This is a genomic window from Streptomyces sp. NPDC002092, from assembly GCF_053593775.1.
The window spans coordinates 26,212-42,630 of record NZ_JBSFDG010000019.1 but is presented as its reverse complement, the minus strand read 5'-3'; the positions used below and the strand labels follow the sequence as shown (position 1 = coordinate 42,630).

13 protein-coding genes are annotated in these 16,419 nt (G+C 73.4%); 7 read left to right on the top strand and 6 right to left on the bottom strand.

The genetic code is table 11. The features are described 5' to 3' along the window. The first annotated feature begins 69 nt into the window (after positions 1-69). The 3 genes from ACWCRD_RS35605 to ACWCRD_RS35595 are packed head-to-tail and all read left to right on the top strand — an operon-like array spanning position 70 to position 3,214. Complete coding sequence (locus tag ACWCRD_RS35605; protein ID WP_450969858.1) at positions 70-1,215, top strand: glycosyltransferase family 4 protein; 1,146 nt, start codon at positions 70-72, stop codon at positions 1,213-1,215. Continuing rightward, complete coding sequence (locus ACWCRD_RS35600; protein ID WP_450969857.1) at positions 1,212-2,369, top strand: glycosyltransferase; 1,158 nt, start codon at positions 1,212-1,214, stop codon at positions 2,367-2,369. Before ACWCRD_RS35605 ends, ACWCRD_RS35600 begins: the two co-directional genes overlap by 4 nt. After that, entirely contained in the window at positions 2,366-3,214 is an 849-nt protein-coding gene (locus ACWCRD_RS35595) for an SGNH/GDSL hydrolase family protein (RefSeq protein ID WP_450969856.1), read from the top strand. Before ACWCRD_RS35600 ends, ACWCRD_RS35595 begins: the two co-directional genes overlap by 4 nt. Before the next feature lie 115 nt (positions 3,215-3,329). Here ACWCRD_RS35595 and ACWCRD_RS35590 read toward each other — a convergent pair whose 3' ends face one another. From ACWCRD_RS35590 to ACWCRD_RS35570, 5 genes are read right to left on the bottom strand one after another with little or no spacing between them, the layout of a single operon-like run. Continuing rightward, positions 3,330-4,208 carry a 5-oxoprolinase subunit C family protein gene (locus ACWCRD_RS35590; protein WP_450969855.1) on the bottom strand — a complete coding sequence of 293 codons (879 nt, stop codon included), beginning with the start codon at positions 4,206-4,208 and terminating at the stop codon, positions 3,330-3,332. Continuing rightward, positions 4,205-4,822 carry a 5-oxoprolinase subunit PxpB gene (gene pxpB / locus ACWCRD_RS35585; protein ID WP_450969854.1) on the bottom strand — a complete coding sequence of 206 codons (618 nt, stop codon included), beginning with the start codon at positions 4,820-4,822 and terminating at the stop codon, positions 4,205-4,207. Before pxpB ends, ACWCRD_RS35590 begins: the two co-directional genes overlap by 4 nt. After that, entirely contained in the window at positions 4,819-5,577 is a 759-nt protein-coding gene (locus tag ACWCRD_RS35580; protein WP_450969853.1) for a LamB/YcsF family protein, read from the bottom strand. The genes pxpB and ACWCRD_RS35580 overlap by 4 nt, the downstream gene beginning before the upstream one ends. A gap of 18 nt (positions 5,578-5,595) precedes the next feature. Next, a complete protein-coding gene (locus ACWCRD_RS35575) occupies positions 5,596-6,417 on the bottom strand; it encodes a putative hydro-lyase (protein ID WP_450969852.1) in 822 nt (273 codons plus the stop codon). Beyond that, positions 6,414-7,709 (bottom strand): MFS transporter, encoded by a 1,296-nt coding sequence (locus tag ACWCRD_RS35570; protein ID WP_450969851.1) that lies wholly within the window; start codon positions 7,707-7,709, stop codon positions 6,414-6,416. The genes ACWCRD_RS35575 and ACWCRD_RS35570 overlap by 4 nt, the downstream gene beginning before the upstream one ends. A 174-nt stretch (positions 7,710-7,883) precedes the next feature. Between ACWCRD_RS35570 and ACWCRD_RS35565 the strand changes: the two genes are divergently transcribed. From ACWCRD_RS35565 to ACWCRD_RS35550, 4 genes are all read left to right on the top strand, one after another. Next, positions 7,884-8,579: a GntR family transcriptional regulator gene (locus tag ACWCRD_RS35565; protein ID WP_450969850.1), complete on the top strand. Its 696-nt coding sequence runs from the start codon at positions 7,884-7,886 to the stop codon at positions 8,577-8,579. Between the two features lie 101 nt (positions 8,580-8,680). Then, positions 8,681-10,207: a hypothetical protein gene (locus ACWCRD_RS35560; protein WP_450969849.1), complete on the top strand. Its 1,527-nt coding sequence runs from the start codon at positions 8,681-8,683 to the stop codon at positions 10,205-10,207. Between the two features lie 31 nt (positions 10,208-10,238). Next, positions 10,239-11,129: a hypothetical protein gene (locus ACWCRD_RS35555; RefSeq protein WP_450969848.1), complete on the top strand. Its 891-nt coding sequence runs from the start codon at positions 10,239-10,241 to the stop codon at positions 11,127-11,129. A gap of 37 nt (positions 11,130-11,166) precedes the next feature. Beyond that, entirely contained in the window at positions 11,167-15,804 is a 4,638-nt protein-coding gene (locus ACWCRD_RS35550; RefSeq protein WP_450969847.1) for a hypothetical protein, read from the top strand. A gap of 31 nt (positions 15,805-15,835) precedes the next feature. On the opposite strand, the gene ACWCRD_RS35545 is transcribed toward ACWCRD_RS35550, so the two are convergent. Continuing rightward, the gene (locus tag ACWCRD_RS35545; RefSeq protein ID WP_450969846.1) at positions 15,836-16,378 is read right to left on the bottom strand and encodes a hypothetical protein; all 543 of its coding nucleotides are present in this window, start codon (positions 16,376-16,378) and stop codon (positions 15,836-15,838) included. Positions 16,379-16,419: the final 41 nt, after the last annotated feature.

Here is a 16,419-nt window from a genome sequence, read left to right as displayed (position 1 = left end):
CACGGGACGTTCACCGTTCGCAAAGATCCACTTTGACGCGACCACGTCCAGCCCGGCGACAACACCCGTATGCGTGTCGTCATAGTGACCGAATCCTTTCCCCCCGACGTGAACGGCGTGGCCCACTGCGCGCTCCAGACCGCCCGGCACCTCGTAGATCGCGGTCACCTTCCGCTCGTCGTCGCCCCGGCCGGCACCGCTCTTGCCGTCCGGGCCGGGACCGGGCCCGACGCCCAGGCGCCGTGCCCCGTCGTCCGTGTCCCCTCCCTCCCGCTCCCGGGCTATCCCCAGGTCCGTGTCGCCCTGCCCAGCCGCCGCCTGGCCGCGGCCGTCATGGAGCACCGGGCCGACATCGTCCACCTGGCCAGCCCCTTCGTCCTCGGCGTCCGCGGCATGGCGGTCGCCGCCCGGCTGGGCGTCCCGGCCGTGGCCGTCTACCAGACGGATCTGGCCGGATACGCCCGTACCTACATGGGCGCCGGTGAGGCCGCGGCCTGGCGGCGCATCCGCTCCGTCCACTCCGCCGCCGACCTCACCCTCGCCCCCTCCAGCGCCTCGATGCACGACCTGAAGACCCACGACGTGCCCCGGGTCAAGCTCTGGCAGCGCGGCGTGGACACCGTCCGCTTCCGCCCGCACCTGCGCGACGAGGCCCTGCGCCGCGAACTCGCCCCGAACGGCGAGCTGATCGTCGGCTACGTCGGCCGGCTCGCCCCCGAGAAGCACATCGAGCTCCTGGCCGGCGTCTGCGGCCTCGACGGAGTGAAGGTCGTGATCGTGGGCGACGGCCCGAGCCAGCCGAGCCTCGCCGAGGCGCTGCCGGGCGCGGTCTTCCTCGGCCGTCGCACCGGCGACGAACTGGCCCGGATCTACGCCTCGCTGGACGTCTTCGCGCACACCGGCCCCTTCGAGACGTTCTGCCAGACCGTGCAGGAGGCCATGGCGAGCGGCGTCCCCGTCGTCGCGCCCGCCGCCGGCGGCCCCCTCGACCTGGTCGCCCACGGGCGCACAGGGCTGCTGGTGCCGCCTCATGACGCGGACGCCGTACGGGACGCCGTGCAGTCCCTGGCCGCGGACCCGGAGCGGCGGATCACCTTCGGCGCCACCGCGCGCGCCACCGTCGAGGGACGCACCTGGGCCGCCGTGGGCGGTCAGCTGATCGGGCACTACGCCGACGTGCTCGCCGCGCGGCAGAAGACGGTGGTGGCGGCATGACCTCGTTGCGGATCGTGCGACTCGCGAACTTCGTCGCCCCCTCCTCCGGGGGGCTGCGCACCGCCCTGCGGGAACTCGGCAAGGGCTTCAAGGCCGCAGGACACGAGCCCGTGCTCATCGTCCCCGGCGAACGCGCCGACGACCGTGACACCGAGCAGGGACGGGTCATCACCCTGCCCGGGCCGCTGCTGCCCGGCACGGGCGGGTACCGCGTGCTCACCGACAAGCGGCGGGTGGCCCGGGTCCTGGAGGAGCTGGCGCCCGACCGTCTGGAGGTCTCCGACCGTACGACCCTGCGCTGGACCGGCAAGTGGGCACGGCGCGCCCGCATCCCCGCCGTGATGGTCTCCCACGAGACCGCCGACGGCGTCCTGCGCACCTGGGGGCTGCCGGAGGCGGCGGCCCGCCGCGCCGCCGACGCCCTCAACGTGCGTACGGCGCACACGTACGCGCGCGTGGTGTGCACCACCGAGTTCGCCGAGCGGGAGTTCGTGCGGATCGGCGCCCGCAATGTCGTACGGGCCCCGCTGGGCGTCGACCTGGTCGAGCGGCATCCCGCGCTGCACGACCCGGGGCTGCGGGCACGCTACGCGCACCTGGCCGAGTCGCTGCTCGTGACCTGCACCCGGCTGTCCGTGGAGAAGCGGCCCGGCACGGCGCTGGACGCCCTGGAGGCACTGCTGCGGCGGGGCCGGCGGGCGGTGCTGGTGGTGGCCGGCGACGGGCCGCTGCGACCGCGGCTCGAACAGCGGGCGCGGGAACGCGGGCTGCCGGTCACCTTCCTCGGGCACGTCTCCGACCGCGGCGCGCTCGGCGCCCTCCAGGCCTCCGCCGACGTGTGCCTGGCACCCGGACCCGCAGAGACCTTCGGGCTCGCCGCGCTGGAGGCGATGGCCTGCGGCACGCCCGTGGTGGTGAGCACGTCGTCCGCGCTGCCCGAGGTGATCGGATCCGCCGGAGCCGTCGCGGCGGACCACGGGGAGGCCTTCGCGGACGCCGTCGACATGCTGCTCGGGCTCCCGGAGCGGGAGCGGCGCGAGACCGCACGCGCGCGTGCGGAGTGCTTCGGATGGAACACGGCGGTGGACGCGTTTCTCGCCGCGCACGACGCGCCGGTACCGGCGCGTCGTTCCGTGCCCGGGGGCGTGGCATGAGACCGGTGCGTTTCGTCGCCCTCGGGGACTCGCTGACCGAGGGCGTGGGCGATCCCGTAGCCGACGGGTGGCGCGGCTGGGCCGCACTGCTCGCCGGCGGGCTCGCCGAGGAGCCCGTCGAGTTCACCAACCTCGCCCTCAGCGGCGCGCAGACCCGGGAGGTGCTGGAGCAGCAGACGCCGGCCGGGCTCGCCCTGCGGCCGGACGTGGTGTCCGTGGTCATCGGCGTCAACGACACCCTGCGCTGCACCTTCGACATCCACGCCGTGGCCGAACGGCTCGACAAGGTGTACGCCGCCTTCACCGAGCAGGGGGCGACCCTGCTCACGGCCTGTCTGCCCGACCCCGGCTCGATGCTCGGCCTGCCCGGCTCCCTGGCCCGACCGCTGGCCCGGCGGCAACGGGCGGTTAACCGGGTGGTCCACGCCCTCTCCGACCGCTACGGGGCCGTCCATCTGCACGCGGCCGAGGAAGCCTGGATCACCGACCGCGCGATGTGGAGCGCGGACCGGCTGCACCCGGGCGAGCAGGGGCACCGGCAGCTGGCCGTGCGCTTCCATTCGCTGCTGGTGGAAGCGGGCCGTGCCGCGGGTGCCGCGCCTTCGCCCGAGCCGGAGTTCCCCGTGCCCACGCGGTCGGCGAGCCTGTTGTGGCTGGCCACGGCGGGTACGGCATGGGTGGCACGGCGGTGCACGGACCTGCTGCCGCAGCTGCTGACGCTCGCCGCCGACGAGATGCGGCACCGGGTGCGGGGGACGAGTGCGCGGCTGGATCTGCGGGCCGCTGCGGCGGTTTCGGCAGCCTTGGCTGCGGTTTCTGTTGTGGAGCAGCCGGATGCCGCCTAGCTCCCCGGAGGGCGATGAAAGCTCGGTGAGTGGTGCGGTTTGGAGGTCGGTGCGGGTCCGTTGTGGCTGGTCGCGCCCACGCGGCGGAGCCCCACATCGAAGCAGCCCCGCGCCCCTAAAAGCGTTGGCGTGTGCGTATTGGCACGAAGCGGACCGGTATGCCCGGTGCCGACTGGGCTGCGGCAGGGAGGTCCTGTGGGTCGACGACCGCGATCACCGGGTAGCCCCCGGTGGTCGGATGGTCGGCCAGGAAGACGACCGGTCTGCCGTCCGGCGGGACCTGGATCGCGCCCAGCACCATGCCCTCGCTGGGGAGTTCGCCGGGCAGGGCCCGTTGCAGTGCGGGGCCTTCCGTGCGCAGGCCGATACGGTTGCTCGCGGCGGACACGCGGTACGGGCGGGACGTGAACGTACGCAAGGCCTCCGGTGTGAACCAGTCGTCGCGCGGTCCCAGCGTCACCCGTAGGACGAGTTCGGCCGGAGGTGCGGGCTGGGGAGCGAAGTCCACGCGCGCGTGGACGCGTTTCGGCGTCCCCAGGGGCAGCACCATGCCGTCCGTGAGAGGCGCGGGGCCGAGTCCGGACAGCAGGTCCGTCGAGCGGCTGCCGAGTACCGGCTCGACGGTGATGCCTCCCGAGACGGCCACATAGCTGCGTAGTCCGGAGACGACGGTGCCGACCTCCAGGAGCGCACCCGCGGGCACTCGCACCGGTGCTCCCCAGGCGGCCGGCCTGCCGTCCACCGTGACCGGACAGGGGGCGCCGCAGACCGCGACCGTGGCCGCCGAACGCGGCCGTACGGCGCACCCGTTGACCGTGGTCTCCAGGACGGCCGCCTCGGGCGGGTTGCCGACCACCCGGTTGACGAGCGCCGCCGCCGGGGCGTCGAGCGCACCGGAGCGGGGCACGCCGAGGTGGGCGTGGCCTGCGCGTCCCCGGTCCTGCACGGTGGTGAGCGCTCCGGCTCGTACGACGACGAGTGCGCGGTCCGTCACGGGCACCCCACCGGGACGAAGCGCACGCGCGTGCCGGGCGACAGCAGCGCGGCCGGCACACGCGCGTGGTCCCACAGCACGGTGTCGGTGCGTCCGATCAGCTGCCAGCCGCCCGGCGACGAGCGCGGGTACACGCCCGTGTACGGGCCCGCCAGCGCCACCGAACCCGCCGGGACGGCCGTGCGGGGGGTGGCTCGGCGCGGGACGTCGTACCGCGGCGGGAGGCCGGTGAGGTAGCCGAAGCCCGGGGCGAACCCGCAGAAGGCCACGCTGAACTCGGTGGCCGCGTGGATACGGGCCACTTCCCGCTCGTCGACGCCCCAGTGCGCGGCGACGTCGGCCAGGTCGGGACCGTCGTAGCGCACCGGGATGTCCACGACCGCCTGCTCGCGAGGGGGAGCGGGGGGCACCTCGGAGGCGGTCAGTTCGGATGCCAGACGGACCGGGTCGTCGAGGCCGTCGAGCAGGACGGTGCGGGCAGCGGGGACGATCTCGCGCACCGTGAGCAGGCCCTCCGCACGGCGCCTCAGCAACTCCGCGTGCAGGGCCTGTGCCTCGTCCCCGGAGGTCACCTCGACGAGCAGGGCGCTGTCCCCTACAGGCAGCGCCCTCATGCGAAGGCCTCCACCCGGATCCCCGACTCCTGCAGGCGTTCGCGGACGCGCCGGGCCAGTTCGACGGCGCCGGGCGTGTCCCCGTGCAGGCACAGGGAACGCGCGCGTACCTCGACGCGCGCCCCGGAGTGCGAGGTGACCGTGCCGAAGCGGGCCAGGCCCACCGAGCGCTCCACCACGGCCTCCGGGTCGGTGACCACGGCACCTTCGTGGCCGCGCGGCACGAGCGTTCCCTCCGGGGTGTACGCACGGTCCGCGAAGGCCTCCGTGACGGCCGGCAGACCCGCCTTGCCGGCGAGCTCCAGCAGGCGCGAGCCGGGCAGGCCGAGCACGGGCAGCGAGGCGTCGGCGAGCCGTACGCCGTCCACGACCGCGCCGGCCTGCTCCTCGTCGTGCACGACGCGGTTGTAGAGCGCGCCGTGCGGCTTGACGTACGACACGCGCGTGCCCGCCGCGCGCGCGAAGACCTCCAGGGCGCCGATCTGGTAGGCCACCTCGGCCGCGAGCTCCGCGGGCGGCACGTCCATCGCGCGCCGCCCGAACCCCGCCAGGTCCCGGTAGGAGACCTGGGCGCCGATCCGGACGCCGCGCTCGGCCGCCAGGTCGCACACCCGCCGCATGGTGGCCGCGTCCCCGGCGTGGAAGCCGCAGGCCACGTTGGCGCTGGTGACGACGGACAGCAGCTGCTCGTCGTCGGTCAGCTGCCAGCGGCCGAAGCCCTCGCCGAGGTCGGCGTTCAGATCGATGGAGGTCATGGGTCCTTCGTGTTTCTCTCAGGCCACGCGGTACTGCTCGTCGCGGGCGTCGGTCAGGAACATCTGGCCGGGTGCATGGGTGATGGCGAAGGGCGGGAGGGAGGCCATCACGGCCGCCTGCGGGGTCACTCCGCAGGCCCAGAACACGGGGATGTCGTCCGGTTCGAGGTCCACCGGGTCGCCGAAGTCGGGGCGGCCGAGATCGTCGATGCCCAGCGCCGAAGGAGTGCCGCAGTGTACGGGGCTGCCGTGCACCGCCGGGAGCAGACTGCTCTCCCGGATCGCCGCCGCCAGGTGCTGCGGTGGCACCGGCCGCATGGACACCACCAGCGGGCCGTGCAGCCGCCCCGCCGGACGGCACTGACGGCTCGTCACATACATCGGGACGTTACGGCCCTGCTCGACGTGGCGGATCGGCACGCCCGCCTCGGTCAGTGCCCACTCGAAGGTGAAGCTGCAGCCGATCAGGAAGGACACCAGGTCATCGCGCCAGTGCGCGCGGACGTCCGTCGGCTCGTCCACCAGCGCGCCGTCCTGCCACACCCGGTAGCGCGGCAGGTCGGTGCGCAGGTCCGCGCCGTCCGCCAGGATCGTCGTGGCGGAGCCGGCGTCCGTGACGTCGAGCACCGGACAGGGCTTGGGGTTGCGCTGGCAGAACAGCAGCATGTCGTACGCCCAGTCGGCGGGCACCGAGATCAGGTTCACCTGGGTGTGTCCGGCCGCGACCCCGGCGGTGGGTCCGCTGAGTCCTTCCCGGAAGCGGGCCCGGGCGGCTTTCGGGCTCCACGCGTGCGCGTGCTCGTCGACTGCTGTCACAGGGCGGTCTTCCGTACGGTTCACGCGAGTTCCTTCCCACGGGTCTCCGGCAGCCCCAGCAGCGCCAGCGCCGCTAGGCCGTAACCGATCGCACCGAACACGAGCGCGCCGCCCACGCCCCAGCTGTCGGCCAGGAAGCCGACGGTCGTCGGGAAGACGGCGCCCACGGCGCGCCCGGTGTTGTACGTGAAGCCCTGTCCCGTGCCCCGTACCGCCGTCGGATACAGCTCGCTCAGGTAGGAACCGAAGCCGCTGAAGATCGCCGACATGCAGAACCCGAGCGGGAAACCGAGCACCAGGAGCAGGGTGTTGGCGCCGTGCGGGATGTTCGCGTACGCCAGGATGCACACGGCCGACAGCAGGGCGAACAGCCAGATGTTGCGCCTGCGGCCCAGCCGGTCGGTGAGGTAGCCGCCGGTCAGATAGCCCAGGAAGGCGCCGGAGATCAGGAACGTCAGATACCCGCCGGTGCCGACGACCGACAGCCCGCGGTCGGTCTTCAGGTACGTCGGTACCCAGGTGGCGAGCGTGTAGTAGCCGCCCTGGACGCCGGTGGACAGGAGTCCGGCGAAGACCGTCGTGCGCAGCAGGCCGGGCTTGAAGATCGCGGTGAACGAGCCCTTCTGCGTGCTCTGTTCGCGTACGGCCGCCGCTTCCGGGGCGTCGTGCACCTGGCGGCGCATCCAGATCACCAGCAGTGCGGGCAGCGCACCGGTCCAGAACATGATGCGCCAGGCCAGATCGTCGCCGGCGAACGAGAAGACCAGGGTGTACACGACCGCGGCCAGCGCCCAGCCCACGGCCCACGAACTCTGGACGGCTCCGAGGGTACGGCCCCGGTGCCTGGCGCTCGCGTACTCGGCGACGAGGATCGCGCCGACCGCCCACTCACCACCGAAACCGAGGCCCTGCAGCGCGCGGAAGACCAGCAGCGTCTCGAAGTTGGGCGCGAAGCCGCAGGCCACGGTGAAGACCGCGTAGGTGATCACGGTGATCATCAGCGCCCTGACCCGGCCGACCCGGTCCGCCACCACGCCCGCGACGGCGCCGCCCACCGCGGAGACCACGAGGGTGACCGTCGTGAACAGGCCCGTCTGGCCGCTGTCCAGGCCGAAGTACGCGGCCAGCGCGACCATGCTCAGGGGCAGCGTGAAGTAGTCGTACGAGTCCAGGGCATAGCCGCCGAAGGCGCCCGCGAAGGCGCGTCGGCCGCGCGGCCCGAGGGCGCGCAGCCAGCCCAACGCGCCGTCATCAGGGGCGTTTTCATCGGTTCCGGGCTGTTCGGTCAGGGCCTGGGGTGGTGGGGTCGTACTCATGGGCACCTCGCAGTGGGAGGACGAAGGGTGCTTCAGAAATGAGCCGTGCCGTGCGGGAGGAGCGGTCGGCGCCCGGGGCGAAAGCGGCGCCGTGCGTAGCAAGGTAGAGGATCGTTGAACGATCCTTCAATACCCATGTTGTTTCGTCCTCGTATCTGCGATTGAATTCCGGGCATGGCAGAGCAGCTGACCGGACTGGCCGACGACCGGGCTCTCCTGGGGCGCACCAGCACCGCCGAGCGCGTCTCGGACATCCTCAGGGGCCGTATCGCCGAGGGGTTCTTCCCGCCCGGCACCCGGCTGTCGGAGGACAGCATCGGGGGCGCGCTCGGAGTCTCCCGCAACACACTGCGCGAGGCGTTCCGGCTGCTCACCCACGAACGTCTGCTTGTGCACGAGCTGAACCGGGGCGTCTTCGTCCGGGTCCTGACCGTCGAGGACGTCGAGGACATCTACCGCACCCGGCGCCTCGTCGAGTGTGCCGTCGTCCGCGGGCTGGGCGAGCCGCCGTACGGCCTGGACGCACTCGCCGAGGTCGTCGGGGAGGGGCAGCGGGCGGCGCGCGAGGGTGACTGGAAAGGCGTGGGTACCGCCAACATCCACTTCCACCGGGAGCTGGTGGCCCTCGCCGGCAGCGCCCGCACCGACGAGCTGATGCGCAGCGTCTTCGCCGAACTGCGGCTGGCCTTCCACATCGTGGACGACCCCAAAGCCCTGCACGAGCCGTACCTGGCCCGCAACCGGCAGATTCTGCAGGCCCTGCAGGCGGGGGACCGGCGGGCGGCCGAGAAACTGCTGGAGGTCTACCTCGACGACTCGCTCGAGCGGGTGGTGGAGGTGTACCGGCGGCGGGTCGGGGAGGACGGTTAGCGGGACGCAGGAGTGCCAGGCCACTGCTGTGGCGAGCGTGACGCCTGGTCGCATCTGAGTCGTTTGGGTCGATGTCAGACCGAGGACCTAGTCTGTGCACCGTGACTTCGCCTGCATCGACGGACAGCGTTCCGCCCCAGCTCAGCGCGGGGCCGCGCCCCGCACCGGGCCCGGCCGCCGACGAGGGGCTGGCGCGGCGCCTGCGCGCGCTCGCCTGCACCGCGCCGCTGCACGACCTCGACGCACGCAAGGCCAACCTCGCCGGTGAGTACTCGGTGTACGGCATGGCGGAGGTGGCGCTGGCCGCCATCGACCTGGTCACCCTGAACATGGACTTCGACACGGGCGCCGACCACGACCAGATAGTCGCCCGGCTCATCCCGCGCATCGCCGCCCAGGCCCCGCAGCGGCCCGTCGCCGAGCACGAGCGCGTGGCCCGCTGGGTCCTGGAGAACCTGATCAACGTCGGCAGCGTCGACCGCGGCTTCCGCGCCGTCTACGGCACGTTCACGAGCGACGGCAGCTATGTCCGCCGTGACTACGACTTCAAGCTGATCGAGGAGGTGCCGGGCCCCGGCGGCACCGTCTATCTCCGTACCACGGACGAGGCGGTCAACGTCCTGGTCGGCGCCCTGGACACGGACGTCACCAGCGCGCAGATCGCCGCCGAGGTGAAACTGGAGGTCCTGATCAACCGGGGCCGCCTCGCCGACGCCCAGCTCGCCGCCGAACAGGCGCGCTACCGGACGGTGCAGTACTCGGAAACCCTCCGCAGAGCCCTGGATGCGACCAGGCGCAACGTCCGGGCGGTGGACTGGCTCAACTCAGTCCCCGACATGATCGCCGAGGCACTTGACCACGTCGCCGACCGCTACCGGCACGAGAACGCGATCCTCACCAACATCCGCAAGGCCCGTGACGAGACAGAGGACCCCGAGCACAAGCGGCGCGCGGCCGAGCTCGTCGACATCGTCAAGGACTGCATCCGCAGGCACACCCAGCTGCAGTCCCGCCTGCTGGAGGCCGGCCCGCTGTTCCGCGCCGAGCAGGACCGGCAGGCGTTCGCGACCCCCATGACGTCGTCGGGGATCGACCTCTACGGGCATCTCGTCGCCCCCGTGCTGCCCTTGCCGCTGGAACAGGCGGTCCGCGTCACGGACGCCTTCTTCGCCCGGGGCACCGGACTGCGTACGCCGGTGTCCGTACGGGTGGGTGACCTCGTGGACATACTGCTGACGCCGCCGGTGGAGCGGGAGCACCTGGGCGCGGAGATGCCCGAGCCGGATCTGATCGCGACGCCGGACGACAGCCGGTTCAGCGAGGAGCAGCTGGCCGCGGCGACGGAGCTGCTGGACCTGCCCGCCGATGCGCCGCGCCGGTTGTCGGGGTTGTTGGCCGAGGCCCGCCGACAGGATCCCGAACTGCCGTATCTGGTGGCCCTGTTGGCGGTGCACGCGGCCAGCCCGGCGGTCGGTACCGCATACCGCCAGGGCGAGGAGAAGCTGCTGTTCGCCGTGGACGACGGGACGGAGCTGGACGATCCGGAGTTCGGCGGAGCCGATCTCATCGTCGGCACGGCCCTGCTGGACGCGGCGGGCATGGCGGCGGACCGGACGGAAGCAGCATGAGTGAGCAGGAACGCGACAAGGAGCCCGAGCAGTGAGTGAGCACGTCGAGTGGAGTGAAACGGAGGCCCCGGCCCCGTCGGCGACCGCCGCCGTCACGCCCGCCGACGCCGCCGACGCGGCGCGGCTCGTCGCTTTCGGGCTGCAGCCCAAGTTGCAGCCCGCGCGGGACCAGGAGTACGCCGAGCTGCTGCGCCGCTACCGCGAGGACCCCCCGTTCGCGCGGCTCGCGGACGCCGTGGCCGCCGGGCTCGGGCTGGTGGTGCTGGAGGTGTCCCCGCGCGCGGGGATGGCCGTGACGGCCGCCGAGGACTCGGTGTTCGCCGTCCGTATGGGCGACTACGCGCGACGTACGTCCGCCGACGGCGGCGACCGCTTCCTGCACGGACTGGCCCATCTCGCCATCGCCGCCATGGCCTTCCCGCGCCCCGAGGACCTCGCCGACGACGGGTACATCGGGCGCGTGACGGTCAACGGTGTCGACGCGTTCGTACGGCAGGCCTGCCGCCGCCTGGAGGAGCGTGCCGAAGAACACGGCGACAACACCGACCCGGCCACCGACGCACCCGGCCTCGAGGCCGCGTGGCGGATCTGGGCGAGACGCAGCGCGGCCGGTGCCACCAAGGACGCGCGCAGGCTCGCCGGTTCGACCACCGGCATCGTCGGCAAGGCGGCCGCGTTCCTCACCGACTCCGGCTTCCTGCAGCGCACCGGCGACGACAACGGCGGCACGTACCGCACGACTTCCCGCTACCAGCTCCAGGTACGCGACATGGCGGGCAGCGCCGCGATGGCCGAACTGCTGGAGCTGGGCGTGGTCCCGGTGACCGACGGCACTCCGACGCTGCTGCCGCCCGAGAACACCGACGATCTGGAACTGGCGGCCGACGCCGGGCTGCCGTTCCACGCGCCGTCGCACTCCTGAACCTCCCCGACCTGCCGAAGACTTACGAGAGTCCGCCATGTACGAGCTGTCCCGGGTCCGCCTCTACTCCATCGGTCCAGCAGGTGCGCGCTACGCCGACACCGTGCTCGACCTGCGGGGCGTGGGCGAGCCCGTGCCCGACCCCGCGCCCACCCAGGCGGAGTTCTTCGAGGAGGAGCCCGTCGGCCCGCCGCGCCGCCCCGCGCCCGCCGGCGTGCTCTTCCTGGAGAACGGCGGCGGCAAGTCGGTCCTGCTGAAGCTGATCTTCTCGGTGATGCTGCCGGGGCACCGCAACACCCTCGGCGGCGCCAGCTCCGGCGTGCTGCGCAAGTTCCTGCTCGCCGACGACTGCGGGCACGTCGCCCTGGAGTGGCAGCACACGCTCACCGGCGAGTGCGTCGTCGTCGGCAAGGTCAGCGAGTGGCGCGGACGGCAAGTCTCCAACGACCCGCGGAAGTTCGCCGAGGCCTGGTACTCCTTCCGGCCCGGCCCCGGGCTGTCCCTGGACAACCTGCCCGTCGCCGAGGCCACCGCCGTACGGCCGGCCGTCGAGGGCCAGTCGGGCGCGCAGGGTCGCCGGCGCACCATGAAGGGCTTCCGGGACGCCCTCACCGAGGCGGGCAAGGCGTATCCGCACCTGGAGGTGCACTGGGAGGAGATCCACGACCGGTGGATCGAACACCTCGGCGACCTCGGCCTCGACCCCGAACTCTTCCGCTACCAGCGGGAGATGAACGCCGACGAGGGCGAGGCGGCCGGCCTCTTCGCGGTCAAGAAGGACTCCGACTTCACCGACCTGCTGCTGCGCGCCGTGACCGACACCCGGGACACCGACGGGCTCGCCGACCTGGTCAGCGGCTTCGGCAACAAGCTGGGCCGCCGGGCCGAGCTGATCGCCGAACGCGATTTCACCGCCGGATCGGTGGATCTGCTCGGACGGATCGTCGAGGCCGCCGAGGCCCGGGCACGCGCGCGTGACATCCACACCGGCGCCGAGCGCCGCACCCGCACGCTGGCGCGTCGGCTGTCGGCGCGGGGCGTGCAGGAACGGGTCCGGGCCGCCGACCTCGCCCAGCGTGTCACCGCCGCCGCGTACGCGGTCACGCACTCCGAGGCGGCCCGGGAGCGCAGCGCGCTGATCGCCGCGGAACTCGCCTACCGGAACGCCTCCTTGGCGCTCGCCGCCGCCGAGAAGTCCGCCGCCGGGCAGAAACGCGAACTCGCCGACGCGCGCACCCTGCACTCCGCCTGGCAGGCCGCCGAGGCCGTGCTGCGCCACCGCGCCGCCGCCGACCGCGTCGCGCGCGTGGCCGCCGCCATCCAGGAAGCCGAGCGGGACGCGGCGCCCGCGCTCGCCGCCCGGGCCAAGGCCGCCGTGGATCTCGTACGGGCCCTGCACGCGGCCGCGGAGAGCGCCGAGAGCCTCGCCAACGAGGAGGAGGAGCGGTCCGCCGCGCTGCAGGAGGTCGGCGAGGCCGCCTACCGGGACTCGACCGCTGCCGCCACCGAGGCGCAGCGGGCCCGCAGCGAGATCGGGCATCTGCGCCAGCGCCTCACCGAGGTCGAGCAGGAGACCGCCGAGGCGGTCCGCGCGGGATGGCTCGACGACAGCGCGCCCGACGCCGACCCGGCCCGTGCCGCCCTCGCCGCCAGCGACGCCGAGAAGACGGCGGTCGCCGCCTGGGACACCGCACGTGAGGCCTCGCACAAGGCGACGGAGCACGCGCGCGAGGCGGCTTCCGCCGAGTCCCGCGCCGAACTGACCGCGGCCCGCGCGGCGGACGCGGCTGCGGCGACGCGGCGGTCGTACGAGGCCGAGCGCCGCATCGCACAGGCGCTGGCGGCCGAGGAGCGACTGGCGGAGCTGCTGAACCTGTCCGGCAAGGACGCCCGGCCGTCGGTCCCCGAAGCACGCCCGTCGGTTCCGCACCCCCGCCACGAAACGGACAGCGACGAAGCCGCCCTCACCCCCGAGGAGCTCGACCGCTTCGCCGACGAACTGCGTGAGCTGCTCGACGACTCCGTGTCCTTTGCCGAGCGGCAGCTCTTCGAGCTGCGGACCGCCGCGGCCGACGACGCGCGGATCCTCGGCGCGCTCGGTGACGGCGGACTGCTCCCGCCCGGGCCGGACGTGCTGGCCACCGTGGAGTTCCTGGGCGAGCACGGCATTCCGGCCCTGCCCGGCTGGCGCTATCTCGCCCAGGCCGTGGACCCCGCCGACCACGCGCGCGTGCTGGCCGCCCGCCCGGAGCTGGTCGACGGCGTGATCATCACCGATCCCGACACCCACGCCCGCGCCCGCGAGGCCCTCAGCGAGGCGGCGCTGCTGCCGCGGTCCGCCGTGGCCGTCGGCACGGCCGCCGCCCTGCTCGCCCCCACCCCGGCCGCCGACTCGGGCGACAGCAACGTATTCCTCGTACCGCCGAACCCCGCCATGCACGACGAGCATGCCGCGGACGAGGAGCGGCAGGCGCTGCGCGCACGGGCGACCGAGCGGGACGAGGAGATCAGGACGCTCGCCGCACGCCTCGGCAAGGACCGTGAGCTGGCGGCGCGGCTCGCCTCCTGGCGCACCGGCTGCCCGGCGGGCCGGCTCGTCGAGCTGGCCCGGGCCGCGCACGACGCGCGGGTGTTCGCCGAGGAGGCCGAGGCCGAGCTGACCGAGGCACGTTCGGCACGTGCCGAGGCGGACGAGGTCGCCGCCGAGGCCGCGCAGCTGCGCGACGAGCGGCAGGAGGCGGCGCAGAAGGCCCGGCGCGCGGCCGACGCCCTCGCCGGGCTCGCCTTCCGGCTGCGCGAGCGGGCCGGCTGGCAGGTCAAACTGCGCGAACTGGCCGACGACGGCGTCGAGGCGGAGGCCCGCGCCCAGGCCTGTCTGGAGCGCGCCCGCGCCGCCGACGAGGACCGCCGCGGCGCCCAGCGCGCCGCCGACGACGCCCGCCGCACCGCACGGGCACTGCGCGCCGAACGCGCGGAGATCGCGGGCGCCCCCGACGACGTACCCGAGGACGACGCAGCGGCCCCGAAGTCGTCGCTGCCCGCACTCCGCGAGGCCTACCGGACGGCCTCCCAGGTATACGAGAAGGTCGGCGTCGGCGCCGATCTGCGCGCCGAGCAGGCCCGCGCGGAGAGCGACGAGAGCGCGGCCCGCGCCGAGCTGGACCGCCTCAGCAACAAGGTCCGCACCCGCGCCGAGCAGCTGCTGCAGTCGCCGGACGGCTCCGACGGGCCGTCCCGGCAGGCAGCCGCCGCCCGGGCCGAGGAGCTGGTGCAGCTCCTGGAGACCCGGACGTCGACCGCGAGCGAGCAACTCGGACGGCTGCGCGGTGAGGCCGAGCGGCACGCGCCCGAGGACGGCGAGGCGCACACCGAGCTGCCCGAGGAGCTGGAGCCGCGCGACGCCGAGCACGCACAGGCGCTGCTGCGCATCGCGACCGCCGAACTCGCTTCCCGCACCGAGGCGTTGAGCCAGGCCCGCGAGGCCCACGCCGAGCTCCTCGATGCCCACCGCGCCGCCGAGGACGCGGCCGGCGGCTTCGACGAGATCGCCGCGATGCTCCGCGACCTGCTGCGCGAGCATGCCCTGGACGACGAGCAGGAGGAGCCGGAGCCGTACGCCGGCAGCCTGGAGGAGGCCCGGCAGTCCGCCGCGGAGGCCCGCCGCTCCCTGCGCGGCTGCGCCGCCGACCTGTCGGCCGCCGAGGCCGCCGTACGCGAGGCGAGCGATGTGCTCGTGCGGCACGCCAACTCCACCCGCTACGAGCAGGTCCGCACCCCGGCGCGACAGCAGATCCGTGAGCTGCCCGCCGCCGCGCTGCCCGAGCACGCCCAGAAGTGGGCGGACGCGTTCGCGCCCCGACTGCGCGTCCTGACCGATGAGTTGGCGCAACTGGAGCGGAACCGGGACTCGATCGTGGACCGGCTGCGCGGGCTCGTGGAGTCGGCGCTGGCGACGCTGCGGTCCGCTCAGCGGCTGTCGCGGCTGCCGGAGGGGCTGGGGGAGTGGTCCGGGCAGGAGTTCCTGCGCATCCGCTTCGAGGAGCCGGATCAGGCCACGCTCACCGAGCGGCTCGGCGAGGTCATCGACGAGGCCACCCGGGCGGCCGTGAAGAAGAACTCAGACCTGCGACGCGACGGCATGTCCCTGCTGCTGCGGGGCGTGGGCGCTGCGCTCCAGCCCAAGGGCGTCGCCGTCGAGATCCTCAAGCCGGACGCCGTACTGCGCGCCGAGCGGGTGCCCGTCGGGCAGATGGGTGACGTGTTCTCCGGCGGTCAGCTGCTCACCGCGGCCATCGCCCTGTACTGCACGATGGCCGCGCTGCGCTCGAACGACCGGGGCCGCGACAAGCACCGCCACGCGGGCACGCTGTTCCTGGACAACCCCATCGGCCGTGCCAACGCGACCTATCTGCTGGAGCTGCAGCGGGCCGTGTCGGACGCGCTGGGTGTCCAACTCCTCTACACCACCGGCCTGTTCGACACGACGGCGCTCGCGGAGTTCCCGCTGGTGATCCGGCTGCGCAACGATGCCGACCTGCGAGCCGGCCTGAAGTACATCAGCGTGGAGGAACACCTCCGCCCCGGACTGCCGCAGCAGCCCCAGGCGGAGGAGACGGTGCACAGCGAGATCACCGCGACCCGGATGTTCAAACGCCCCGCACCTGCAAACCCCTAGGGGCGGGCGACCGCGCGACCACTCGGCTCGCTCAGGGGTGCGACAACCGCCCTGCGCCACCCCGCCGCTGTATTCGCTGCTGAGCCCGCTCCGCAGTCCGTGCCTGTCGGCGTGCCCTGCGCCGCTCGCGCCGCAGGGCACGGGCGGTGCTGCTCGGGACCGACACCACGCCATTGCGCTGGTTCCACACCTGGCGGGTCACCCAGACGTCGAGCGCAGCCCACGTCGCCGCCACGGTGCTCGCCACACTGCTGAGGACCATGGGGAAGGCCAGCCATGATCCGGCCAGAGTGCACAGGAACGCGACCATCGCCTGGATCAGCGTCACAGCGATGATCAGCACCGCCCGCACCGCGGCCGTCCGCACCGGATCGGGCATACGGCGCCGTCGCGCGGGCTCCTCGATCCACAACGGCCGGTAGTGCGGCTGCTCTTCAGCCGTGACGCGCCCAGCGGGTCCGGGCCCGCCTCTGCGCGCCGGAATGTCGTGATCCAGTGCCTCGGGGCTCCGCTGCACCGTCTGGTGCGCCGCATCGCCCGCCGTGGGCGCCTCGTACCGCTCCGCCGTGCCCATCAACGTGTCACTCCCCACCGCCAGAAACCCCCGTCCGTGCC